The sequence below is a fragment of the Rhodococcus sp. BP-160 genome (assembly GCF_019836205.1).
Lineage (GTDB): Bacteria > Actinomycetota > Actinomycetes > Mycobacteriales > Mycobacteriaceae > Rhodococcoides.
The window spans coordinates 333,676-358,623 of sequence record NZ_JABUEK010000003.1 but is presented as its reverse complement, the minus strand read 5'-3'; the positions used below and the strand labels follow the sequence as shown (position 1 = coordinate 358,623).

The 24,948-nt window shown below is 68.7% G+C and carries 19 protein-coding genes; 13 read left to right on the top strand and 6 right to left on the bottom strand.

The genetic code is table 11. The features are described 5' to 3' along the window. Nucleotides 1–262: 262 nt before the first annotated feature. Genes HQ306_RS13510 through HQ306_RS13495 form a run of 4 tightly spaced genes read left to right on the top strand, consistent with a single transcriptional unit; the run spans nt 263 to nt 6,910 of the window. A complete protein-coding gene (locus HQ306_RS13510; RefSeq protein WP_222631949.1) occupies nt 263–2,293 on the top strand; it encodes a hypothetical protein in 2,031 nt (676 codons plus the stop codon). Continuing rightward, complete coding sequence (locus tag HQ306_RS13505) at nt 2,290–3,750, top strand: hypothetical protein (RefSeq protein ID WP_222631947.1); 1,461 nt, start codon at nt 2,290–2,292, stop codon at nt 3,748–3,750. The genes HQ306_RS13510 and HQ306_RS13505 overlap by 4 nt, the downstream gene beginning before the upstream one ends. Further along, entirely contained in the window at nt 3,747–5,249 is a 1,503-nt protein-coding gene (locus HQ306_RS13500; protein ID WP_222631944.1) for a glycosyltransferase, read from the top strand. Before HQ306_RS13505 ends, HQ306_RS13500 begins: the two co-directional genes overlap by 4 nt. Then, nucleotides 5,246–6,910: a glycosyltransferase family 39 protein gene (locus tag HQ306_RS13495; protein ID WP_308115353.1), complete on the top strand. Its 1,665-nt coding sequence runs from the start codon at nt 5,246–5,248 to the stop codon at nt 6,908–6,910. Before HQ306_RS13500 ends, HQ306_RS13495 begins: the two co-directional genes overlap by 4 nt. On the opposite strand, the gene HQ306_RS13490 is transcribed toward HQ306_RS13495, so the two are convergent. Continuing rightward, nucleotides 6,883–8,472 carry an MBL fold metallo-hydrolase gene (locus HQ306_RS13490; protein WP_222631942.1) on the bottom strand — a complete coding sequence of 530 codons (1,590 nt, stop codon included), beginning with the start codon at nt 8,470–8,472 and terminating at the stop codon, nt 6,883–6,885. The genes HQ306_RS13495 and HQ306_RS13490 overlap by 28 nt on opposite strands. A 103-nt stretch (nt 8,473–8,575) precedes the next feature. On the opposite strand from HQ306_RS13490, the gene HQ306_RS13485 reads away from it, so the two are divergent. Both HQ306_RS13485 and HQ306_RS13480 read left to right on the top strand, forming a co-directional pair. Further along, nucleotides 8,576–9,664: a UDP-N-acetylmuramate dehydrogenase gene (locus HQ306_RS13485; protein WP_222631938.1), complete on the top strand. Its 1,089-nt coding sequence runs from the start codon at nt 8,576–8,578 to the stop codon at nt 9,662–9,664. A 37-nt stretch (nt 9,665–9,701) separates the two neighbouring features. Further along, a complete protein-coding gene (locus tag HQ306_RS13480; protein WP_222632617.1) occupies nt 9,702–10,883 on the top strand; it encodes an Ig-like domain-containing protein in 1,182 nt (393 codons plus the stop codon). A 22-nt stretch (nt 10,884–10,905) separates the two neighbouring features. On the opposite strand, the gene HQ306_RS13475 is transcribed toward HQ306_RS13480, so the two are convergent. Both HQ306_RS13475 and HQ306_RS13470 read right to left on the bottom strand, forming a co-directional pair. Next, a complete protein-coding gene (locus tag HQ306_RS13475) occupies nt 10,906–11,673 on the bottom strand; it encodes an SDR family NAD(P)-dependent oxidoreductase (RefSeq protein WP_222631935.1) in 768 nt (255 codons plus the stop codon). Between the two features lie 20 nt (nt 11,674–11,693). Further along, nucleotides 11,694–12,581, bottom strand: coding sequence for a TauD/TfdA family dioxygenase (locus tag HQ306_RS13470; protein WP_222631933.1), 888 nt, complete (start codon nt 12,579–12,581; stop codon nt 11,694–11,696). A 319-nt stretch (nt 12,582–12,900) separates the two neighbouring features. Between HQ306_RS13470 and HQ306_RS13465 the strand changes: the two genes are divergently transcribed. Further along, entirely contained in the window at nt 12,901–14,229 is a 1,329-nt protein-coding gene (locus HQ306_RS13465) for an ROK family transcriptional regulator (protein WP_222631930.1), read from the top strand. A gap of 22 nt (nt 14,230–14,251) precedes the next feature. Beyond that, on the top strand, nt 14,252–14,980 hold the full coding sequence (locus HQ306_RS13460) for a hypothetical protein (RefSeq protein ID WP_222631927.1): 729 nt from the start codon (nt 14,252–14,254) through the stop codon (nt 14,978–14,980). Here the strand turns inward: HQ306_RS13460 and HQ306_RS13455 are convergent, their stop codons facing one another. Then, entirely contained in the window at nt 14,981–16,204 is a 1,224-nt protein-coding gene (locus HQ306_RS13455) for an alkane 1-monooxygenase (protein ID WP_307108226.1), read from the bottom strand. It abuts the gene before it with no gap. Nucleotides 16,205–16,293: 89 nt separating this feature from the next. Here HQ306_RS13455 and HQ306_RS13450 point away from each other — a divergent pair, with 89 nt between their 5' ends. After that, a complete protein-coding gene (locus HQ306_RS13450) occupies nt 16,294–17,121 on the top strand; it encodes an alpha/beta fold hydrolase (protein ID WP_027506347.1) in 828 nt (275 codons plus the stop codon). Nucleotides 17,122–17,140: 19 nt separating this feature from the next. Here the strand turns inward: HQ306_RS13450 and HQ306_RS13445 are convergent, their stop codons facing one another. Then, complete coding sequence (locus HQ306_RS13445; protein WP_222631924.1) at nt 17,141–18,637, bottom strand: DUF222 domain-containing protein; 1,497 nt, start codon at nt 18,635–18,637, stop codon at nt 17,141–17,143. A 176-nt stretch (nt 18,638–18,813) separates the two neighbouring features. Between HQ306_RS13445 and mshA the strand changes: the two genes are divergently transcribed. From mshA to HQ306_RS13425, 4 genes are all read left to right on the top strand, one after another. Beyond that, entirely contained in the window at nt 18,814–20,160 is a 1,347-nt protein-coding gene (mshA, locus tag HQ306_RS13440; protein ID WP_222631922.1) for a D-inositol-3-phosphate glycosyltransferase, read from the top strand. Next, on the top strand, nt 20,157–20,714 hold the full coding sequence (locus tag HQ306_RS13435) for a YbjN domain-containing protein (protein ID WP_037186136.1): 558 nt from the start codon (nt 20,157–20,159) through the stop codon (nt 20,712–20,714). The genes mshA and HQ306_RS13435 overlap by 4 nt, the downstream gene beginning before the upstream one ends. 130 nt (nt 20,715–20,844) lie before the next feature. Next, entirely contained in the window at nt 20,845–22,446 is a 1,602-nt protein-coding gene (locus HQ306_RS13430) for an AMP-binding protein (RefSeq protein WP_027506349.1), read from the top strand. A gap of 98 nt (nt 22,447–22,544) precedes the next feature. Then, complete coding sequence (locus tag HQ306_RS13425; RefSeq protein WP_222631918.1) at nt 22,545–24,011, top strand: carboxylesterase/lipase family protein; 1,467 nt, start codon at nt 22,545–22,547, stop codon at nt 24,009–24,011. Here the strand turns inward: HQ306_RS13425 and HQ306_RS13420 are convergent. Further along, nucleotides 24,008–24,826 (bottom strand): triacylglycerol lipase, encoded by an 819-nt coding sequence (locus HQ306_RS13420; RefSeq protein ID WP_222631915.1) that lies wholly within the window; start codon nt 24,824–24,826, stop codon nt 24,008–24,010. The two genes, HQ306_RS13425 and HQ306_RS13420, sit on opposite strands and share 4 nt — an antisense overlap. Nucleotides 24,827–24,948 lie beyond the last annotated feature (122 nt).

Genomic DNA, 24,948 nt, shown 5'->3' with positions numbered 1-24,948 from the left:
TGCGACGCGTCCCGACATGGGCGCCCCGTTCGGCGACGATAAACGGGGCGATTCGATACTTTCGATGCCATTCTCACCGTGATTGGTCTGCGTAGTTGAACGGACGCAGTCGCAATATCGTTGCGGCACTCGTAATTCCGCACGGGCACCGGATCTGCGACGCCGAGAGAACCCGAGCGGCCTCGTTTATGATCATCGGAATACGCATTGTTGTGCGGTGTGTGGTCCCCATTGTTGTTCTCGAGAAAGACGTGCTGCGCCGATGCGTGTGGTTCTCAGTCGTCGACGCGCCCTCGCTGCGTCCGTCGTCGCGTTCTCCCTGCTTCTCTCCGCCCCCGTTCCGGCCTCCGCACAGGAGGAGTCGGACAGCGCGCCGGTGTCGACACCCCTGAGCTTCGGCGCGCTGGGGCTCGGCGGCTCGATCGCCCTGTCCGGTCAGCGCGGGTCCGCCGTCGTCACGTTGCCGGTGCCCCCCGGGACCGTCCCCACCTCCCTGCGGGGCATCATCGAGGTACCCGCCGGAATCGAGCGCGGGTGGCTCGACATCTCGCATCGAGACCGGATCGTGGGGCGGGTCGATCTGCCCACCGGCGTTCCCACAGCACCGGTCGACATCCCCCTCACCGGTCTCGACGTCGTCGACGACACCGTGACCCTCCAGATGACGACGACCATGGTGCCGTCCGCCGGTTACTGCCTCGACACCCGGGAGTCGTCGACGGTGCGGCTCCAGGATCCTGTGATGGACGTCGTCGGAACACCCGCGAATCCGACTGTCGTGGCCGACTTCCTGCCACCCGTGCTCTCCGGACTGCGGATCTTCGTGCCGGACGAGCCGACGGCGGATCAGTCGACGGCAGCGCTCACCCTGGCCACCTCGGTGGTCGACTACTACGGTTCGCAGCCCGTCCGAGTGACCGTCGTCCCGGCGAGCTCACTCGGTGGCGCGGCCCCCGACGGCCCGTTCGACCGTTCGGTGGTGCTGACGCCGAACACCGATCCCGACGCCCGATTGATCTATCCCACGACTCCCGGCGCTCCGCCGCAGTTGTTCGTCGCAGGTGACGGAACCACCCTCGTGGACCAGATCGCGCTGCTGACGAGCGACGTGTCCGCACTGGCGGTCTCGACCAGGGTGTCGGCCGGTGCCGTCCCGGAGCGACCCACTCTGAGTTCCGACTCGATGACTCTCGCGGACATGTCGCTCGGACCGCTGACAGCGTCGGGGCCCGGTGAGGTGACGGTGACGATCCCGGTCGATCAGACACGTCTGGGACGGGCGGCGTCCGACCTCCGCGTCCACGTCCTGGGCGATTACACCCCGCTCTCCTCGGAGATCGCGGGCGCACTCCGGATCTCGATCGGCGCGAGCGATCTGGTCACCTGGCCGGCCGACGAGACCGGGAAGATCGATCAGTGGGTCGATGTTCCGTCCGGGCTGGTCGATCGAGTGACGTCGCTGGACGTCGTCATGCAGACGTCGGGCAACGGAGACACCTGCTCCACCGGTGGGTCGCTGACGGTGACGGTCGCCGGCGGCACGACGATCGAGAGTGCCGCCGGGACGCCCGCCGCGCGCGGATTCGCTTCCATCCCACAGGCACTCATGCCGACCGTGGACGTGGCGCTCGCGCAGCAGGATCTGCCGAACACCGTTCGCGCCGCGACCATGTTGACGGGACTGCAGCGGCTGTCCGCCCGTGCACTGGCGCCGGCCGTGGTTCCCGTGGAGCAACTGCTCGACGGGTCGGGCCCCGGACTGCTGGTCGCGCCCGACGGCATCGAGGATCTCGGTGTCGACACCGACCTGGCCCTGCCACTGGCCACGACCGGGACCAGCATCCTGACGCTGCGCGACGCGGCGGCCGCCGACGACGGCGCACAGGTCACCGTCGACAGCGACGTGCCGTTCGCCTCGGTGCAGGTCGCCCGCGACGGCGACCGCACTCTGCTCGTGGCGACGGCGTCGGACCCCGACCAGCTCGATGGACTGGTGGCGTGGCTGGGAGAGGACCCGACCCGGTGGGAAGGCCTGACCGGAGACGTGGTCCTCGGTGCGGGTGATCGGGAACCGGTGTCGCTGTCGTCGTCCGCCGACGTTCCGGAGACGGAGCCGGTGGCCGCCGGCTCGACGGCCCCGTCCGGGGTGGTCGCGATCCTGATCGCAGGGCTCGTCGCGGTGCTCGTCGGCGTGGTCGCCGCGATCCTCGTGTTCGTGCGCAGTCGTGGCCGTCAGGACGAGGTGCCGCCCGTTCGGACGGACTCGAGTGGCGGCGAGTCGGAGGCTCCGTGACGCACCCGGTCCGCATCCTCGTGGTGCGGTGGGCCGTTCTCGTCGTCTGTGTCGCATTCGCCTTCGCGCCGACGTGGACACGGCTCGCAGAGGAAGCGCGCAGCGGTGCCGTCACCGCCTACGTCTTCGTCTTTCCCGCTCTCGCGGTGGTGGCCGGGCAGGGAATCGCCCGTCGGCGGGAAGGGGAGCTGCCGATCCACGACCGCCAGACCGACCTGATCGTCGGCGGCATCGGTGCCCTGCTGGCCCTGGCCGTCCAGGCCCTGTGGCTCCCGCGGTACTCGGACCAGTACGCGTTGCTGCACATCGACGTGGCGGCGATCGTTCTGTTCACGCTCAGCGGCGCGATCATGCTCTTCGGTCTGCGGCCGGTCGGTCGGTTCTGGCCGATCCTGGTGCTCGCCTTCACCATGTCGCCGGTGCTCTACCGGCTCGTCGCGGTGTCACTGGGCGGCAGCCGTTTCGCGTACGGCCTGGTCCTCGTGCTCGTGGCGGGAGTCGCCGGTGCCATCGCGGTGGGACGGACCCGACGGCGTGCAGCGCTGGGATTCCTCACCACCGTGGCCGTCGGTGCCGCCGTGCTGAGGCTGGTGCTGTTCCTGGACCCGACCATCGACATCATCGCGCTGCAGCTGATCCCGACAGTCGGTGCGGCGGCCTCGACGGGGACCCTGTTCTATCTCCTCGCGCGGCGCGGACGGTCCAAGCGGGTGCTCGGCCGCCCGGTCGGTGCGCCGTCGGTGAAGTCCGCACGATCGGCCATGATCACGCTGGTGGTCGTCGCGGTCGCAGTGGTCACCAGACCGCTGCCCGCTCCGCCGCCGCCCGTGGACACGGTCGGTCCCCCCGGAGCCGTCGCGGCCGCACTGGCCGTCCCCACGGGATGGCGCCTCATCGACGACGAGTCGTTTCCGTGGGTCCGGTCGTACTTCGGTCAGAGCTCCTCCCTCGTGCGTCAGGAACTGCAGGCGGCGGTGGCGACTCCGGAGTGGGACGTGCGCGGTCGTCCGCGCACCGTCGTCGTGGACACGCTGACGACCACGAATGCCGCGTCGCTCGCCGTCTACCCGGAGCGGACGCTCTACCACCTGGCGAGCACCCGCACCAGTACGGCACTGCCCGTCGAACTCGGACACGGCGTGACGGCCTCGCTCTACACCTCGGTGGACGACACCCTGCTGCTCACCTGGACCAAGCTGGTCTTCGACTGGGTGCGCGACGGCGTGTTCCAGCGGATCACCGTGATCAGCGTGGACAACCACGACCCGGATGCGACGTTCCCCGAACCCACTCCGTCCATGGCATCGAACCTCTCGGCGGTGTTCGCGGTCTTCCTGCGGGGCAACACCATCGTCGGGGACGACGATCCCGACTTCGACGATCGCGGTCTGCTGGCCTCGGTGGGCACGGCCCTCGTCGACGCGCAGTTCCCCGTCGGCGTCCAGGATCCCCGATGACGGCCGAGATCGGACGGGCGCGGCCACCGCGGATCGGTACCGAGACCGCCGAGTTCCGCGCTGCCGCACTGGAGGACGCGATCGACGGCCTCGCCCGGCGCGACCCGCTTGCGTCGGCCGCGGTGGCGTTCGTCCCCTGGCAGCGCAACCTCGGACTGAGCGTCGTCGCCGTGGCGGTGGCGGCGCTCGTCCTGGCACCGATCGCCACTCTCGTGGCAGTCAGCGTCGTCTGCACTCTCGGGTACATCGCGATGATGGTGGACCGGGTGCTGCTCTTCGCGCGGGGTCTCGACGCGTCGGCCATCGTCACGGTCACCGACGCCGAGGCGCACGCCGTGCCCGACGAGGAGTTGCCGGACTACACGATTCTCGTTCCCGCGTACAACGAGCCGGAGGTGGTGGGCGATCTGATCGCCGCCATGACGGCTCTGAACTACCCGCCGGAGAAATTGCAGGTCCTTCTCCTGCTCGAGGAGGACGACGACGTCACCATCGAGGCAGCCAGGCGCGCCGGCGTCAGCCAGGTGGTCGAGGTCGTCCTCGTTCCCGCCGGTGATCCCCGGACCAAGCCCAAGGCCTGCAACTACGGACTGCACTTCGCCACCGGCACCATCGTGACGATCTTCGATGCCGAGGACCTCCCCGAACCGCTGCAACTGCGGCGCGTCGTGGCGGCCTTCGCCCGGCTGCCGTCGACCGTGGCATGTGTCCAGGCGAAATTGGCCTTCCACAACGGATCTCAGAATCTGCTCACCGGGTGGTTCACGGCCGACTACGCCCTCTGGTTCGGTTACCTGCTTCCGGGGCTGATGAAGAGCCGATCCCCGATCCCGTTGGGCGGCACGTCGAATCACCTGCGCGCCGACGTCATCGCCGAGGTGGGTGCGTGGGACGGCTTCAACGTGACCGAGGACGCGGATCTCGGCGTGCGGATAGCGGCGTCCGGGTACTCCACGGCCGTCCTCGACTCGACCACGCTCGAGGAGGCCAACAGCGATCCCATCAACTGGGTACGGCAGCGATCCCGGTGGTACAAGGGGTATCTGCAGACCTGGCTGGTGCACATGCGTCGTCCGCGCCGCACCGTGCGCGCACTGGGCTGGGTGGGCACCTACCGCTTCACCCTCCTGCTCGCCGGTACGCCCGTCACCGCCTGCATCAACATGGTCTTCTGGTTCACCACCGCGGCCTGGATCCTGGGACAGCCGAGTGTGATCGTGGCGCTGTTCCCGCCGTACATCTACTACTTCTCGCTCGTCTCACTGATTCTCGGCAACGTCGCCACCATCTACATGTATCTCGTCGCGAGTCGGGAGAGCGGCAACGCCTATCTGCTCGTCCCGAGCCTCACCATGCCGCTCTACTGGGTGATGATGAGCGTCGCCGCGTTGAAGGGGTGCTGGCAGCTGCTGCGGAACCCGTCGTACTGGGAGAAGACCTTCCATGGTCTGTCGACGCCCGCCAGGGACACCGGCTCCACCGAGGACGCGCCGCCGTGAGCCCACGCCGACCGTCCACGGCGGCCCTGTGGTTCGTGTGCCTCGCCGCCGCCTACGGCCTCGTGGGAACCGTGCTCTCCCTGCGCTACGGATACCTCATGGGCGATGCCCTCAGCCGCACGTACGCCGCACAGGCGGTGTTGCACAGTCGGGATCCGCACGTGGCGGCCATCGGCTTCGTCTTCACGCCGTTGACCGCACTGCTGCAGCTTCCACTGGTCGTGTTCTCGGACCTGCTGCCCGCGATCACCCGGTGGAACCTCTCCGGTATCGCGGTGTCCGCTCTCTTCATGGCGGGCACCGTGATGATGGTGCGGGGAATCTGCCGGGACCGCGGCAGCGGCCCTGTCCTGACCGCCGCTCTCACCGTGGTGTTCGCGGTGAACCCGATGATCGTGTTCTACGGCGCGAACGGGATGAGCGAGGCCGTCTTCCTGTTCTTCCTGTGCTGGACGGCTCGACGCCTGCTGCGCTGGATCAGCACCGACGACGTCCATGACCTGCTCGTCGCCGGAATCGCCCTGGCACTGGCGTATCTCACGCGCTACGACGCGGTGGCCGCCATCGCGGCGGCAGCCTTCCTCGTGTTCGGCGTGACGCTGTGGCGTCGTGGCCGGTCGGGGTGGCGACAGATGCGCCGACAGGCCGTGCTCGATGCGGTGCTGGTGGCCGGACCGGGCCTGATCGCGTTCGTGGTGTGGGCGGCGATCAGTTGGATCATCACCGGACAGGCCTTCGCCCAGTTCTCCTCGACGTACGGCAACGCGGCGATCCTCGCGCAGTCCGGCGGGCCCACCGGAGACCCCGTCGGCAACGCGGCCTACGTGGCCACCGCCGTCCTCGCGTTGGGGCCGGCCATTCCGCTGCTGCTGCCCACCCTGGCCGGATTGTCCTGGCGGCGCCGCGATCTCGAGTTCCTGGTGGCACCTGCTCTGTTCGGGGCCGTCCTCGCGTTCCAGGCACTCACCTACATCGGCGGATCGACGTTCGGATTCCTGCGCTTCTTCATCGCCGCGATTCCCCTGGCGCTCATCGGATGCATCCAGTTGCTCTCCGCGCGCGGAGCCGTCCCGAGCCGTCGTCCCGGGGGGTTCGCGCACGACCGGCGTCGACCCGAGGCCCCCACCGACCGCACCCGGTTCCGCCGCATCGTGGCGACGGGCACGGTGGTCCTGTCGGTGGCGTCGCTGCCCGTGACCACCTACGCGCTCCTGCAGCCGTCGCTGTCGCCGCAGCAGTACGCGGTGGGGCAGCTGCTGAGTCGGCAGAGGTCGGACGAGGCGCAGCGGATCATTGCGTCGTTCTCGACGGAGCGCGGCCTGGCCGACTACCTGGACGCGCAGAACCTGCCCGACGGTTCCGTTCTGGTGGACTCGGTCTACGGGTTCGCGATCGTCGCCGCGTCACGTCACCCGAAGCAGTTCGTGGTGCCCTCCGACGAGGACTTCACGACTGTTCTCAACGATCCCGCCGAGGCGGGCGTGCGACTGATGCTCACCGTGCCCAACGTCGGGCGCGGCGAGTCCGACGCGCTCAATCGCCGCTACCCCACGATCTGGGAGAACGGCGCCGAGGTGGGCACCCTGGTCGTCGAGGTGCCCAACGACGGTGCGGATCAACCTGTCTGGCGGGTCTACCGGGTGTTCGGTGTGGCCGACTGACCCTCGGGTCGGGCGCGCTCGGCCCGCAGCGGGTGGCCCTTCGACGTGAGGCACTTGCCCGTCTCGAGGTTCCAGTCCCAACCGTGCAGGTTGCAGGTGAGCGTGTTCCCCTCGATCACTCCGAATTTCGACAGATCCGCCTTGAGGTGCGGGCACCGTCGCTGTATCTCCCAGCCGTCCTTGACGATGGTGGCCGTGTCGTCGTGTGCCTCGGCGAACCAGCCGTCCGCGTAGGCGATGCGCTCGTCGGTGAGGCACTTGAAGAACGTGTACAGGAACTCGTTGTAGCCACCGACCCGCTTCGCCCGGAACCGCGTCGACAGGAAGATCGAGTTGACCCAGTCGGACTCGCCGTCCCGCAGCACCGTGCGGACCAGCTCGGCCGGGATCTCGAACGTGTAGCGGAACTTCTCGTCCTGGATCGGTTCGCGGACGATCCGCTTCGGAAAGTCGAGCACGACCCGATCTGCACCCTGCAGGTTGAGCTCCACCGGGTAGCCGATGCCGTCGGAGATCTGGTCGGTCTGCGCCATGATCGGTTCGAACAGCGCGCGCAACGGTCCCAGCAGCGGCTCACCCGACGCGGTCGCCCACGACGCCTTCTCGGCCGCGATGACGTCGGCCTGACGCTGCGCGTACGCCTCGATGTAGTCGGCCTTGCCGGTGGTGAAGATGGCCTCCACCTCGTCGGTGGGCAGCGGGTGCTCCAGCTCGTTCAAGTCGGAACCCGCGAAGTCCGCCGTGGTTCCCGGCATCATCAGCAGGCCCTTGTCGTGGCCGTGGCGGCGCATCTGGTCCAGGAAGACCATCTGGTCGGGGAAGATGTTCGCCGGATCGCCGTAGACATCGTTGAGCGAGCGCAACTCGTCGTCGAGGAAGCACGGGGGACCGGCGGACGGGATGACCCACGTCGCGCCGACCTGCTCGATGTACTGCCGACACCGGTCCATCTGACGCTGCCGCTTCTGCGTCCCGAACGCGTCCTTGGCGCGCTGCGGCATGTCGTAGACCATCGGGTACCAGATGGCGCCCGAGTACTGCAGCATGTGCACGTCGATGTGGCCGAAGGCCTCGGTCATCATGTCCAGATCGACGGGCCGGGCATCGTTCATGTTGAACGCGGTCGTCTCACCGTCGCTCACCACCAGGCCCGAGTCGCCGATGGGTCCGTCGGCCGGGGCACGCAGCGCCACGATCATGACGTCCAGGTCGCCCTTGGGGCCGGACACCGTGTGCTTGACCGAGTCCGTCGTCTCGAAGAACTTCGTGAAGCCGAGCTTCTCCAGCTCCGTGCGCAGGTCCGGCACCGGGTAGTCCGGCAGCAACACGACCGCGTCCTTGTTCACGTGCTTCGCCAGGTGCTTCGGGTCGAAGTGGTCCTTGTGCAGGTGCGAGACGTAGAGGTAGTCGCAGTTGCCCAGGTCGTCCCAGTCCAGCTGGGAGTTGTCGGGGAACGGGAACCAGGACGTGAAGTACGCCGGATTGACCCACGGGTCGCACAGAATGGACCCCGCAGACGTCTGGATGTGAAATCCCGCGTGTCCGACACTGGTGACCTGCACGTGAATCCTCCCGAAATATGGAACCTGGTTCGGTGACCATGGTAGGCGCGAACACCCGGTGCTCACGACGAGGCGGGGGGACAGCCGGGTAGCGTTCACCCCCGTGACGAGCAGTCCCCTCCAGTCCGCGACGGCTCCGGAGACCGGCGATCCCGGCTCCGCGACGGCCGCGCACCGCCCCGTGTCCTTCGCCGACCTCACCACGATCCACGTCGGTGGCCCCGTCGGACGTCTCGTCGAGGCGACCACCTCGCAGGAGCTCGTCGACGCCGTACGCAGCGCCGACGCGGCCGGAACTCCGGTGCTCGTCATCGGCGGCGGCTCGAACCTGCTGGTCGGAGACGACGGTTTCGACGGCACCGTCGTCCGCGTCGCGACGTCCGGGCTCCGGGTCGAGGGCACCAGGATGCACGTGGACGCCGGAGTCGAGTGGGATCTGGTCGTCCGCACCGCGCTCGATCACGGGCTCGCCGGCATCGAGGCACTCTCCGGCATCCCGGGCAGCACCGGCGGAACGCCCGTGCAGAACGTCGGCGCGTACGGCGCCTCCACCTCGGACTGGCTCGAGTCGGTGACGGTGCTCGACCGGGAGAGCGGGGAGGTCGAGGTGTGGGACAACGCACGCTGCGGATTCGGCTCGCACCGCTCGTCGGCCTTCAAGTACACCGATCGCTACGTCGTGGTGGATGTCACGTTCGCGCTCCGACGCAGCGACGAGTCGGCGCCGGTGCGTTACGCGGCGCTCGCCGAGCGGCTCGGCGTGCGCATCGGAGAGAGCGTCTCGGCGCGCGAGGTGCGCGACGCCGTGATCGCTCTGCGGACCGATCGCGGCATGGTGTGGGACGAGGCGGAGCACGACTCGTGGAGTGTCGGGTCCTTCTTCCTGAACCCGATCGTGTCGTCCGTACCGCCCGAGGCGCTCGGATCGCCGCAGTTCACGGACCCGAAGGGCATCAAGCTCAGTGCTGCCTGGCTCATCGAGCACGCCGGGTTCTCCCGCGGGTACGGCGAGCGCGTCGGCACCGGACGGGCCACCCTCTCCACCCGCCACGTCCTGGCCGTCACCAACCGGGGCGGCGCGAGTGCAGCGGACGTCACCGCCCTCGCGTCGCACGTGCGCGCGGGTGTGCAGGAGAAGTACGGCATCACGCTGATCCCCGAGTGCCGCCTGGTGAACTGCACGCTCGACTGATCGGTCTGTTGCCACAGGTAACGTCGTCCCCGTGAAGATGCAGGGGAGAACACCGTACGCAGCCGTCCTGGCCGTGCTGGCACTCGTGATCGCGCTGGTCGCGGGGTGCTCCGGCACACCCGGGTCCTCGGAGAGCGCCGCGCCGACCACCGAGGCCGCGCCCGTGGCGGCGGTGACCTACGCACCGGCGGCCGGTGCGACCGACGTCTCACCCACCGCTCCGATCTCCGTCTCGGTCGCGAACGGCACCTTCGAGGCCGTGTCGCTCACCACCGCCGACGGCCGCGCCGTCGCGGGAACGCTGGACCCGGCGAAGACGACGTTCACCGTCACCGAGCCCCTCGGATACGACGCGGTCTACACGTGGGCCGGGACGGCAGTCGGCAGCGACGGCAAGCCGGTGCCGGTCGAGGGCACTCTCGGCACGGTGGCGCCGCAGTCGATCACGTCGGTCTCCACCAACATCGGTGACGGCCAGGAGGTCGGTGTCGCGGCGCCGATCATCCTGAAGTTCGACGACGCGATCGTCGACAAGAAGGCGGTCGAGAAGGCGCTGACGGTGACCACGAACCCGCCGACGGCCGGCTCGTGGGCCTGGCTGCCCGACGACGGCGGGTCCCGCGTGCACTGGCGTCCGCAGAACTACTGGGCCCCCGGCACCACCGTCGACGTGTCGGCGAAGCTCTACGGCGTGAACTACGGCGGCGGCGCCTACGGCGACTCGGACGTCACGGTGAACTTCACCATCGGTCGGAGCCAGGTCGTCGTCGCCGATGCGACCAGCCACCGCATGCAGGTGGTGCGCGACGGCCAGACCGTCATGGACATCCCGGTGAGTTACGGCGAGGGCAACGAGGATCGCAACGTCACGCGCAGCGGCATCCACGTCGTCACCGAGAAGTACGAGGACTTCCTGATGTCCAACCCGCCGTACTACGAGAACGTGCGGGAACGGTGGGCCACCCGTATCTCGAACAACGGCGAGTTCATCCACGCCAATTCGCTGACCACGGGAGTACAGGGCTCGTCCAACGTGACCAACGGCTGCATCAACCTCTCCACCGAGGATGCGCAGACGTACTTCCAGATGGCCGTCTACGGTGACCCCGTCGAGGTCACCGGCACGCGCATCGATCTCTCGGCGGCGGACGGCGACATCTACGACTGGGCGCTCGACTGGCCCACATGGCAGAGCATGAGCGCCCTGACTGCCGCGTGAGAGTCGGACTGCCGCGTGAGAATCAGGTCCGGCGGCTGAAACGGCCGTTCGGGGCCTGATCGCGCGGGCGCACGACGATGGTGTCGAGGTTCACGTGCGAGGGGCGGGACGCCACGAAGCCGATGATCTCGGCGATGTCGGCGGCCACCAACGGGTCGATGCCCTCGTAGACCTTCGCGGCCTTCTCCTCGTCACCGTCGAAGCGGACGAGGGAGAACTCCGTCTCCACCGCGCCCGGAGCGATCTCGGTCAGACGCACGGGCGTGCCCAGCAATTCGCCGCGGAGCGTCCGGTGCAGCACGCCCTGTGCGTGCTTGGCCGTGGTGTACCCGGCGCCGTTGTCGTACGTCTCGAAGGCGGCGATGGACGTGATGGTCACGACGAGACCGTTGCCGGACTCGATCAGTTTGGGCAGCAGCGCCTTGGTCATGCGCAGCGTGCCGACGACGTTGGTCTCCCACATCCACTGCCAGTCGTCGAGGTCCGCCTCGAGGATCGGGGCGAGGCCCTTCGCGCCGCCCGCGTTGTTCACCAGGACGTCCACACGCGGCAGCACCGAGGTGAAGGCCGCGACGGAGTCCTCGTCGGTCACGTCGAGGGCGAGGGCGGTGCCGTCGATCTCCTCGGCCAGTGCCTCGAGGCGGTCGACGCGGCGGGCGCCCACGACCACGTGATAGCCGCCGGCGGCGAGTGTCCGCGCGGTGGCGGCGCCGATCCCGGAGCTGGCTCCGGTGACGACGGCGGTGGGGCGGTCGGTCTGGGTCGACGGTGTCGTCGGAACGCTGGTCATGGGAACCAGGCTAGATCGCGTCAGCTCGCGATCGCGCTGTAGCCCGACGCGTCGCCGGCGACGACGCGCGAGTACTCGCCCTGCACGCTGACGGGAACGTCGCCCGCGAGGGTGATGCGCTCGAGGCGGCGGTACTGGTCGTCGTAGTCGGAGACGGCGTAGTGCTGGGTCGACCGGTTGTCCCAGATGGCGATGTCGCCGAGCTCCCACGACCACCGGATGGTGTTCTCCAGGCGGGTCACCCGGTCCTGCAGCAGCTCGAAGAGTGCGCGGAACTCCTTGGAGGAGAGGCCCGGGAACGACTCGGCGAAGTGGCCCAGCAGGATCGCGCGCTTCCCCGTCTCGGGATGCACGCGCACCACGGGATGCTCGACCTCGAAGTACTCGCTGCGGAACTCCGCGCGGTAGCGCTCGGCCGTCGACGTGACGGACTTCTCGGCAGCGGTCGCCGCGTAGTCGTAGATGTTGGTGTGCACGGCCCACAGCGACTCCGCGAGGGCCTTCATCGCGGGCGGCAGCTGCTCGTAGCCGGCGGTCGCCGACGCCCACGTGGTGGTGCCGCCGTACGGGGGCAGGTGCACGGCCCGCAGGATCGACGCCTTCGGCACGCGGTCGACGAACGTCACGTCCGTGTGCCAGCTGTCCGCCTTGTCGTACGTGGAATCGATGGCGAGAGTGCGGGTTCCGCGCGACCGGACCGTGGGGTGCGGGGTGGTGGGGATCCCGAGCCGCTCGGCGAACGCGTACTGCACCTTCTCGTCCACGTGATGCTGGCCGCGGAAGAACACGACCTCGTGCTCGAGCAGCGCCTCGTTGATCTCGTGCACGATCTCGTCCGGGAGATCGCCGCCGATCCGCACGTCGTCGATGCGTGCGCCGATGTTCGCGCCCAGTTTCACGGTCTTCATGGGCTCACTGTGATGCCGAAGTCGCAGGTTGTCCACCCTTCGAATCACCTCGAGCGAAACAGGCGATTCTGCAGCGCGGCGACATCGGTGCTACTTTTCGGTCATGGCTCCAGCGAGGAAGTCCGCACCGCGGGTCACGTATGTGACCGCCGCGCTCGGTTCCCGTCTGCCTCTCGCTCGCGAACTCTGTTGTCGACGCGGTCTCTCACGAGTCTGATCGCGCGTCGACGGACGACCTCCATGTGAGGTCTGACGATCGGGTGTGACCGGCCTCGTTCCCAGGCTCCCGGCCCACCCGTCTCGCTTTCGAGGGATTCCCATGTCTGCCCCCACCGTTCTCGCCCAGAGTTCTGCTCCTCGTACGCCGGGTTCCGCCACGCGGTCCCCGTACGGACGTCCCCACCGGCCGAGGCCGGCGCGCGTCGTCGCGCCCGAACTGCGCGTCAGCGACACTCCGGCCGCCGTCGTCCTGCGCGCCGTGGTGCAGCGCGGCCCCGTGTCGCGCGACGTCATCGTCTCGGCCACCGGCATCAGCACCGCCACCGTCAATCGCCACGTCAGTGCGCTCATCGCCGCAGGGCTGCTGCGTGAGCGTGCCGATCTGTCCACGTCCGGCGCCGTCGGGCGTCCCCGCGTTCCGGTGGAGGTGGACCACGAGGGGCAGTGCACCCTCGGGGTGCACATCGGCGCGACCACCACGCGCATCGTCGCCGTCGACCTGCGCGGCACCGTGCTCGGCGGCGTCGAGATCGCCACACCCTCCGGCCCGCACGCCGGCGCACTGCGCTCCATCGCGGAGAGTGCCGCGTCCTTCGCCGCACGGTGGCACCGGCGCCGCATCCTGTTCGTGGGTGTCGCCATCGGTGGCCGCGTGAACGTGCAGAAGGGCACCGTCGATCACCCTCGCCTCGCCTGGTCCGACGCCCCGGTGGGCGCGGTCCTGGGCGAGCGGCTCGGTGCCGTGGTGGCCGTGGCGCCCCACGTCGAGGCGATGGCGGCGTCGGAGTTGCTGCTCGCGACGGAGTCGGCCCCCGAGGATGCTGGAAGGCCGGAGGCCGGTGGGTCTGTCGGCGGCCGGCCGGGTACGTCGCTGTACTTCTATGCGCGGGAGATGACGGGGTTGGCGCTGACCATCGACGGTCGGGTGCACACCCCAGCGGGCGGCCCGGGGTCGATCGCTCATCTACCGACCGGCTCGGACGTCGTGTGCGACTGCGGGCGTACGGGATGCCTCGAGGCGACCGTGAGCGATCGGGCCGTCGTGGCCGCGGCGCAGCGCGCCGGACTGCTGGACGAGTCGGAGCGTTCCATCGCTGCGGTGTACCTGGCGGCGCGCACGGGTTCCACTGTGGCACAGGGACTTCTGAACGACCGCGCCGATGCGCTGGGTCGCGCACTGGCGTTGGTGCACGATGTCGTCAACCCCGACAGCGTGCAGGTGGGCGGTCAGGCGTTCACCGCGTATCCGGCGGCGATGGAGCGTGTCGAGGCCGCGTTCGAGTCCTCCAGTTCGGTCGCGACGTCGCGGCGAGTGCGGGTCACCAGCTTCGGCAAGCGCGTGCAGGACCACGCCGCGGCGGCGGTGTCCCTCGGCTCGCTCTACGCCGATCCCGTGGTGACGATGCGGAAGATCGACGCTCAGCGCTGACCGCACGGGGAATACTGCGGACATGACAGCACCCGATCTCCGGTTCTACTTCGACCCGGTGTGCCCGTTCGCCTGGATGACCAGCAGGTGGGTCCGCCTCGTCCAGGCGCAACGGGACTACACCGTCGACTGGAGTTTCATCTCCCTGCGACAACTCAACGCGCACATCGACTACGCGACGCACTTCCCGCCGGAGTACGAGGCGGGACACACTGCGGGACTCCGGCTGCTCCGGGCTGCCGCGAGCGTGCGGGCCGAGCACGGCCGGGAGGCGATGGGCCCGCTGTACGCCGCGCTCGGCGCGCGGATCTTCGATGCGGAGCCGGTGCCCGACGAGGCCGGTGCTCACGCGCACCGCGGAACGGCCGAGTTCCTCGCACCGATCCTCGCCGGCCTCGGCCTGCCCGAGCATCACGTCCGGGCACTGGAAGACACGTCGTTCGACGAGGAGATCCAGGCGTCGACAGACGAGGCGCTGTCGCTCACGGGCAAGGACGTCGGAACACCGATCATCCACGTCGAGCCGCCCGAGGGCGTGGCGTTCTTCGGCCCGGTCATCAGCCGGCTCCCGTCGGACGACGACGCGGTCGAGTTGTGGGACCACGTCGTGGGACTGGCACGGTTCCCGGGATTCGCGGAGCTGAAGCGCAGTCTGCGGGAGCTACCCCAGCTGCGGGCTCTCGGTGTGAGCGAGGACGAGGCGGGTGTGCAGCAGGACTGGCACGGCGGTAGTCGGCGCCGGAAGAAGTAGCTACCGCGTCGGCGCGGGGAACTTCGCGAGATACTTCTCCCGCTTCGCGGGCTGGATGTTGGAGCGCCGGAGGTCGCCGTCGTAGTGCGCGACCACGCGCTTGTCCATCAGCGCCCGCCACAGGAACGGGAAGTACGACACGAGGATCAGGGGCGCGTAACCCGCTGGGAGCTGCGGAGATTCGGGCATGCTCCGCAGCACCTGGTACCGGCGCGTGGGGTTGGCGTGATGGTCGCTGTGTCGTTGCAGGTGGTAGAGGAAGATGTCGGAGACGGCGTAGTCGCTGTTCCAGCTGTGTTCCGGAGTGCAGCGCTCGTAGCGTCCGTTCTCCTTGGTGCGCCGCAGCAGCCCGTAGTGCTCGAGGTAGTTGACGGCCTCGAGCAGCGAGATCCCGTACACCGCCTGCAGAACCAGGAACGGCAGCAGTTCGACACCGAACACGCCGACCAGCGCACCCCACAGGGCGAGGCTCATGAGCCAGGCGGTGAGATTCGCGTTCGAGAAGGAGAAGGTGCGCTTCCCGGTGCGGTGCAGACGATCTCGCTCGAGTGCCCACCCGGAACGGAATCCGCCGAGAACGCTGCGGGGGTAGAACTGCCACAGGGTCTCACCGAGACGCGAGCTCGCCGGATCCTCCGGAGTGGCGACCCGGACGTGATGCCCGCGATTGTGTTCGACGTAGAAGTGCCCGTAGAAGCTCTGCGCGAGCACGATGCGCGAGAGCCACTGTTCGTACTCGACCTTCTTGTGACCGAGCTCGTGCGCCGTGTTGATGCCGATGCCGCCGACGAGTCCGATGGTCAGCGCCACGCCGATCTTCGAGGCGAGTGACAGGCCGTTCTCGAGCCCGAGCCACGAGAGGTCGTCGGCCGTCAGTAGATGGGACGACAGCCCGATGCCGAAGAACTGCATGGGGATGTAGGCGTAGACGCAGCCGCGATACCAGAAGTCGGCCTCGAGAGACTCGACCAGATCCTCGGGCGGATTCTCGTCGAACGGGACGACGATGCGATCCGCGATGGGGACCACGACGTAGAGGAACAGGGGACCCGACCACCACGCGACCTGTGACACTCCCGGTGCCCACCACTGCAGCCCGAAGACGATGCCCACGGAGATGAGCGGAAGCATCGGAGCGATGAGAGCCCACGGCCAGTAGTACCGGTTGAGGTCACGCCATTCGCCCGTCTTCGGCGAGATGGAGCGCTGGTGTGTTTCGGTCACGACGGAACTTTACCGACGAGTCGACGCTGCTCAGGCCGCTGCACGAGCCCTTCTGAGATCCCACAACGTGCGCCCAATATGTTGGTGGCATGGCAATACGAGAGACGCTTGGGCGCGACGGAACATCTCTGGTCTACCGCGTCACGGGAGACGTCTCGGCTCGACCGTTGGTGCTGCTGCACGGCTGGGCCCAGACCGGAGCCTGCTGGGGCGACGACCTCCTCGCCGACCTGTCCGAGCGGTACCGCGTCATCGCGGTGGACCTGCGCGGGCACGGCATGTCCGGTGCCCCCGACGTCGGTTACGACCGGTCCGCGCTGTGGGCCGGGGACGTGCACGCCGTTCTCGAGCAGGAGGGCATCCGCTCGGGTGCGGTCCTGCTGGGCTGGTCCTACGGCGGTCTGGTGCTGTGCGATTACCTGTCGGTGTACGGCACCGGTGCGGTGGCGGGTGTCGTGTTCGTCGCGGCGATCACCGCGATCGGTCCGGACCGACCCGGCGGCGCCGTCGGCACGGCGATGCGTGCGGCGATCCCCGGCGCGATGAGCGAGGACTCGCGCGTGGCCATCAGGGCGCTCGCGAGTTTCGGCAACGCCCTCACCGGACCCGGCGAAGGACACGGCGCCGCAGCTCAGGCACTGTTCGGCGCCAGCCTGGCGACGCGTCCACGCGTGCGGTCCGCGGTGTTCCGGCGCGACGTGGGACACGACGAGACGCTGGCGGCGCTGGACGTCCCCACCCTGGTGATGCACGGCACGGCGGACACGGTGGTGGACGTCGGCGCGGGTCGGCACACCGCCTCCGTCGTGCCCGGTGCGTCGACCTCGTGGTGGGAGGGCGTCGATCACGGTCCGTTCGTCGCGGACCCGGCCCGCTTCCTGTCCGAGCTGGCGGGTTTCGTCGACTCTCTGGGTTAGTCCACACACGTGATGCATGTCAGAACGGTGGGGGGTCGTCGGTGTCGGCGACTTCGCGGGCCCGTCGGTTGCGGTTGCGTTCGTTCCTCCGGCGGGCATGTTTGTCCGCCAGACGTGTGCGGCGTCTGCTGGGGGGAGTGCGGGGCGGACTCGGTGGTGGAGGATCGGGCGTCTCGAAGGTGACGTCGGCGAGTCCGGGGTGGATGTCGTATCCGTTGTGTGCCGGCCCCGGGACGACGAGGCCCTCGGGCGTGGTGACGGTGGAGACGACGCGTCCCGTGTCGTCCTCGGTGTACTGATCGTCGACGAAGTCGCCGAACGTCTTCAAGTTGTGGTGGAACCTGCATTTGCCGCCGAGGTTGACGTCGGTCGTCTGGCCGCCGCCGTCGGGATTCTCATGGTCGTACTCCGCGATGTGGTCGAGATCGCCGGTCCACACCCCACGGTTGCAGCCGGGCCAGGTGCAGTACTGGTCGCGAATGCGCACGAACGTGTCGAGGGCGCTGGAGGGGCGGTACGGATCGGCGGGCTGTGATGCGGGGTTGGTGGTCGAGACGGGGCGGATGACGGCGTCGGCACGATCGGCGAGGTCGGCGACGTGGTCGGGCGAGATGACGCCGTGGCCGACGAGGAACCCTGGATTGCCGTCGGCGGCGGTGTCGCCGGCCATGGTGGTGGAGTCCGTGACGACGTGCACGATGAATGACGTGAGCAGGCCGTCCTCACCGGTCCACCCGGGCGCGGAGCAGTCCGGATCGTCGCACTGGCACTCGTACGCTGTGCGGGTGGCGAGGGCGAACAGGGCGTCGCTGGAACGGGCGCCCTTGCTGCGAGGATCCTTGCGACACACGCGTCCGGCCAACTCCTCCACCGCGGCAGCGACGACGACGGCATTGTCGGCTGTCATGGTTGCGCCCAGGTATGCCATGCCGTCGGGTCCCGCGTCGATCCAGAAGCTGCGGTTGTTCTCGGCGAGCACACGTCGCTGCCTGACGCCGTCGGGATCGTGGCGGTAGACGATGCGGTCGATCATGTCCCGCATGCGTGTGTCCGACCACGAGCCGCGTCGCTGTAGGGCCGCGGCGATCTCGGTGTCGACTTCCCGCACGTACGTGGTGCCGTCGACGAGGTCGGTTCGGCCGATGATGGTGTGGACGTGTTTGGGGGCGATGAGGCCGTCGCGGAGGCACTCGGCTACGCGGGGAAGCCGGTCTCGGAGTGCAATTGCGCGGGTCAGGATGCCTTCTCCGGCGCCCTGGCTGACGGACAGGACGGCCGAGATGCGGGCGGCGCAGTGAGTCGTCGCATCCATCCGGCGGTGATCGGACATCTCGTGAGGAACGACGAGTTGAATGTGCAGTTCCGCTGCGGCCCGGTATCGGGTCCATTCGAGATAGGACAGTCCGGCCGAGGTGTAGGACATCGTGGACAGGAGGGTGTTCACGGGTGCGTCGAGGAGCGTTCCGGGTAGGCCCATGGCCTCCGGATCCTGCGTCGCCCACCCCTGTTCGAACATGTGTGCGAAGTTAGCAGGGTCCTCCGACATGTTTCCATGACTCCCGCGGGGCAGTGGCGTACGTGTTCCCGGCCTGTGAATGTCGGCGGGTTCCCGCGCATGTGTCGGCACGCTCGTAGGGGGATGGCCGGGTAGGCGGGGGCCTGCGACGCAATCGGACAGGGCACACTGGAGCGGTGGTCCGCCGTCACAGCCCGCATCGGGTAGCCGTGTTGTCGCTGCACACGTCTCCGCTGGCGCAGCCCGGCACGGGGGACGCGGGCGGCATGAACGTGTACGTCCTGCAGACCGCCGTGCAGATGGCGGCGCGCGGAGTCGAGGTGGAGATCTTCACCCGGGCCACGTCCTCCCGTGACGAACCCGTGGTCGAGGCCGCGCCCGGCGTACTGGTGCGCAGCATCGCGGCCGGCCCGTTCGAGGGTCTCGACAAGCACGACCTGCCCACCCAGCTCTGCGCCTTCGCCGCGGGCGTCCTGCGCGAGGAGGCACGGCACGAGCCGGGCCACTACGACATGATCCACTCGCACTACTGGTTGTCGGGGCAGGTCGGCTGGCTCGCCCGCGACCGGTGGAAGGTCCCCCTGGTGCACACCGCGCACACGCTCGCCGCGGTGAAGAACCTGTCGGTGGCGGCGGGGGACAAGCCGGAACCGGCGGCCCGTCGCATCGGTGAGAAGCAGGTCGTCGAGGAAGCCGATCGGCTCACGGCCAACACTCTCGACGAGGCCCGCGCCCTCGTCGATCTGTACGACGCGGCCGAGGACAAGATCGACGTCGTCGCGCCGGGAGCGGACCTGAGCATGTTCCGGCCGGGCGATCGCGCCGCCGCTCGACGCTCCCTGGGTCTGGACGCCGACGACCCTCTCGTGACGTTCGTGGGACGGATCCAACCTCTCAAGGCGCCGGACGTCCTCGTCGCGGCCGTCGCCGAGATCCACCGGCGGGACCCGTCGTCGCGCGTGCGCGTGCTGGTGGTCGGTGGCCCGTCGGGCACCGGTCTGGAACGGCCCGACTCCCTCATCGAGCTGAGTCGCCGGCTGGGCATCGAGGATCGGGTGACGTTCCTCCCGCCGCAACCGCCGGACAGGCTTGCGGACGTCTACCGCGCGTCGGATCTCGTTGCTGTGCCCAGTTATTCGGAGTCCTTCGGTCTCGTGGCCATCGAGGCCCAGGCGTGCGGTGTCCCGGTGGTCGCCGCGGACGTCGGGGGCCTCGGTGTGGCCGTGCGGGACGGGGAGACCGGCGTGCTGGTGCAGGGCCACGATCCGGCCGACTGGGCCACCGCGGTGCAGTCGTTGCTCGCCGACGACCGTCTGCGCACCGTGATGGCGTCGAATGCCTCACGACATGCGGAGAACTTCTCGTGGGAACACACCTCGGACGCGTTGCTGGACACCTACGCCCGCGCGGCGTGGAGATTCGGCCGTACCGCGGGTGTCGAGAGACCGACGGGTGAGTTCTCGCCTCGCAGACCCCGTGGTCTGTGGCGACTACGACGGACAGGACCGGTGAGAGCGCTGTGACGACGACCGACCAGGTGACGGAACTGATCGACTCGGTGTTGGCCGACCGGGAGTTGGACTACTCCCGGGCCACCGACACGCAGTTCGTCGTGGACCTTCCCGGTGAGAAGAAGCTCAAGACCTCGACGATGCTGACGGTCGGCAACCACGGCGTGCGCATCGAGGCCTTCGTGTGCCGCAAGCCCGACGAGAACTTCGAGGGCGTGTACCGATACCTGTTGCGGCGCAACCGCCGTCTGTACGGAGTGCACTACACGATCGACAAGATCGGCGACATCTACCTCGTCGGCAAGATGTCGACGCACGCGGTCACGGGAGACGAGATCGACCGCATCCTCGGGCAGGTGCTCGAGGCGGCCGACGGCGATTTCAACGTGCTGCTCGAACTGGGCTTCGCCGAGTCCATCCGCCGCGAGTGGGCGTGGCGCGTCTCGCGCGGCGAGTCGCTGAACAACCTGAAGGCGTTCGAGCATCTGGTGAACGGCAGGCCGGACGACGGGCCCACGTCCTGGGTGCAGCCGGCGGACCGAGCGGACGACGACGACCGGGACTGATTCGGACACCGTGCAGGTAGGCTCCTTCATGTGATGGCTGTCACCCGGAATGTCCGAAGGATGTTTATGTGACCGCCCGACACATTAAGGTTGCCTTTCTGTCGTCCCTGCTGTGCCGATGAGGAGTTCCATGAGTTTCCGCAGCCCGTACCCCGACGTCGAGATTCCCGAGCAGAGCGTCTACGAGTTCCTCTTCGGTGACCTCACCGAGGACGACCTCGCGCGCCCCGCCCTGATCGACGGCCCCAGCGGCGCCGTCACCGACTACCGCACTCTCGTCGGTCAGATCAACGGAGTCGCAGGCGCACTCGCCTCGCGCGGAGTGAAGGTCGGCGACGTGGTCGCGGTGCACTCGCCCAACGTGCCGGCGTTCGCGTCGGTGTTCCACGGCATCCTGCGCGCCGGTGCGATCGCCACGACGATCAATGCTCTGTACAACGCCGAGGACATCGCGAAGCAGCTCACGGACTCGTCCGCGACCATGATCTTCACGGTCTCGCCGCTGCTCCCGCAGGCGAAGGCCGCAGCGGAGCAGGTCGGTCTGTCGGCCGATCGCATCGTCGTGCTCGACGGCGCGGAGGGCCACGAGTCGCTGCGCGACCTCCTCACCGAGGGTGCACAGGCGCCCGACGTCAGCTTCGACCCGTCGACCCACCTCGCGGTGCTGCCCTACTCCTCGGGCACCACGGGACGGCCGAAGGGCGTCATGCTCACGCACCGCAACCTGGTGGCCAACGTGTCGCAGATCGAGCCGCGCATGGGCGCGAACCGGGACGACGTCCTGCTCGCCGTGCTGCCGTTCTTCCACATCTACGGCATGACCGTGCTGCTCAACCTCGGCCTCAAGGTGCGCGCGTCGCTGGTCACGATGCCGCGCTTCGATCTCGAACAGTTCCTGAGCCTCACCACCGAGAAGAAGATCACCTACCTCTTCATCGCGCCGCCCGTCGCCGTCGCACTGGCCAAGCACCCGATGGTGGACCAGTACGACATCTCCAGCGTGCGAATGGTGTTCTCCGGTGCCGCCGCCCTCGACGAGAACCTGGGCAACGCCGTCGCGAAGCGACTGAAGACCAAGGTGCGTCAGGGTTACGGCATGAGCGAGCTGAGCCCCGTCTCGCACGCCATCCCGTTCGACGGCGACGACATGCCGCTGAGCAGCTGCGGCACCGCCGTCGCCAACTCGGAGAACAAGCTCGTCGATCCGGCCACCGGCGAGGAGGTGGCCTACCCGGAGCCCGGCTCGGACAAGGTCAGCGAGCCCGGTGAGCTGTGGATCAAGGGCCCGAACGTGATGGCCGGATACCTGAACAACGACGCTGCGACGGCCGAGACGCTCGACGCCGACGGGTATCTGCACACCGGCGACATCGCCGTCGTCGACGGTCGTGGGTGCGTCAGCATCGTGGACCGGCTCAAGGAGCTGATCAAGTACAAGGGCTACCAGGTGCCGCCCGCCGAGCTCGAGTCGCTGCTGCTCACGCACCCGCAGATCGCCGACGCGGCCGTCATCGGCGTGCTCGACGACGAGGGCGAAGAGGTACCGAAGGCGTTCGTCGTGCTGCAGCAGGGCGCCGAGCTCACCGAGGACGACGTCATGACGTTCGTGTCCGAGAAGGTGTCGCCGCACAAGAAGGTTCGCCGCGTGCAGTTCATCGACACGGTGCCGAAGTCGGCGTCCGGCAAGATCCTGCGCAAGGATCTGCGCGCGGCCGAGCCTGCCGCCGGCTGACACTCCCTTTACCACCCGAACACCCTCTCCAGCGTGCTGGAGAGGGTGTTCGCGTCATGTGAGGGGTGTGGGGGCACTCGGGGTGGTACTCATGAGCCATGGACACGATCACCGTCGACACAGCCCAGGGCCAGGTGCGCGGTCGCACCGACAACGGCATCGCCTCGTTCCTCGGAGTTCCCTATGCCGAGGCGCCGTTCGGACCGCACCGATTCCAAGCGCCGACCGCGCCGCCGCGGTGGTTCGGCACGCGCGACGCCCTCGAGCACGGCGCCACCGTCCCGAAGGTCGGGTACCGGCCGCCCACCAGCGAGATCCTCAGCGAGCCCGTGGTGCCCGGCGAGGAGTGCCTCAACGTGAACGTCTACAGCCCCGATGTAGAGGGGTCGGCTCCGGTCTTCGTCTGGATCCACGGCGGCGCCTTCGTCAACGGCAGCAACGCCGTCCCCGCCTACGACGGCACCGCCTTCGCGCGGGACGGCGTCGTCGCCGTGGTGATCAACTACCGGCTCGGCGTGGACGGCTTCGCGCAGATCGAGGGCGCTCCCGCCAATCGTGGTCTGCTGGACCAGGTCGCGGCGCTCGAATGGGTCCGGGACCACATCGCGTCGTACGGCGGCGATCCGGCGCGGGTGACCGTCGCGGGAGAGTCCGCGGGTGCCATGAGCGTCGGCACGCTGCTGTCGATGCCCCGCGCGGAGGGGCTGTTCCACCGCGCGGTCCTGCAGAGCGGCGCAGGCCATCACGTCATCTCGGCGGAGACCGCGGGCACCGTCTCGGCCGCGCTGGCGTCGGCCCTCGGCGTTCCGGCGACGGTGGAGGGGCTCGGCTCGGTACCCGTCGACGCCCTCGTCGACGCCCAGCGCACCCTGTCCGATCGCATCGCCGCGGAGGCATCGAGCGGCGCGTGGGGTGAGGTGGCACTGAACATGATGGCGTTCGAGCCGTGCATCGACGGTGATGTCGTTCCTGCGCTACCGTATTCGCGCATCGCCGACGGTGCGGGCGCCGACGTCGAACTCCTGCTCGGCACCACCAGTGAGGAGCACGCGTTCTTTCTCGTGCCCGCCGGCATCGTTCCGCACATCACCGAGAACTACCTGCGGACGGTGCTCGTCGGGTATCGACTGGACCCGTCGGTGCTGGACACGTACCGCGATCGGTATCCGGACGCCTCGCCCGGTGAACTCATGATCGCGGTCATGACCGACTGGTTCTTCCGCATCCCCGCCGTGCGCGTCGCCGAGGCGCACCCTGCTCACGTCTACGAGTTCACCTGGCGCTCGCCGCTGTTCGACGGGAACCTCGGCGCGTGCCATGCGCTCGAGATCCCGTTCGTCTTCGACGTGCTGGGCAAGCCCGAGACCGCTCGCATCACGGGGCCGAACCCGCCGCAGGCGGTCGCCGACGAGATGCACCGTGCCTGGGTCGACTTCGTGCGCGACGGCGATCCCGGCTGGGCGCAGTACGGGTCCGAGCGCACGGTGAAGATGTTCGGGACGGAGTCGGCCGTGGTGAACGACCCGCGGCCCGACACCCGCACGGTGTGGGACGGTGCGCGCTAGCCGGTGAAGGGCGGGACGAACTCGCAGGGCACGGGTCGCGGGTGCGCGGGGTCGAGAGCGTTCAGCACGAACGCCGCGGCCCTCGGCGACCCGACGATGCCGGCATGCTCGGAGAAGTCGACGTCGCACGTGTCCTGTACGACGATGTTGGTCGCGTTCGGAGCCTCGACGTAGCCGTCCGTGTACGGCACGACCACCTCGTCGTACCGCGTCATGATGTTGGTGTACGTGATGCCCGGCGCGTAGCGGTACGACGCGTCGGGCCACGCGAACTGCGACGGGCCCGACCCCTTCCACAGCGGGGCCAGCGAGACGTACCTGTCGATGTCGTCCGCTCCGCCGAGCACCTGCGCGTAGTAGTTGGGCAGCACCGTGCCCTGCGAGTGTCCGACGATGTCGACCTTCTCGGCGCCCGTCGCGGACAGCACCTCGTCGACGAACGCCGCGAACTGTGCTCCCTTCTCGGGAACCGGCCCGAGGCCACCGATCGCGCTGATCGGCCACGCACCCGGCAGCGCACCGTACGTCGGAGCGAAGACGCAGTACCCCTCGTTCTTCAGCAGCGGCGCGTACACGCCCCACCCTGTCTGCTGCCCGGTCCCCGTGCCGTGCACCAGGATCACCGGATTCGGGTGCTCCGCCGTGGGCGCGCACGAGAAGTCGTTGGTTCCGGGCAGCGATCCGCCCGGGTTCGCGATCTCCGCCGGGAAGCCGCTGAAGAAGTTGTAGTCGACGGGCAGCGGATCGGCCGTGGCGGTCGGCGCGCACGCGAGCCACGCGCACGCCGCCAGCGCCACTGTCCAGCGGGTTCTCATCAGCAGAGGCTAGCGGTCACGCCGGTTCGGCTCGGCGGAAGCGCAGTTCCCGCTGCGCACCCCGCACGACCTGCGGCGCGCCCGACCGGTCGTCCCGTCGACGGCATCGTGAGAAACTGGGC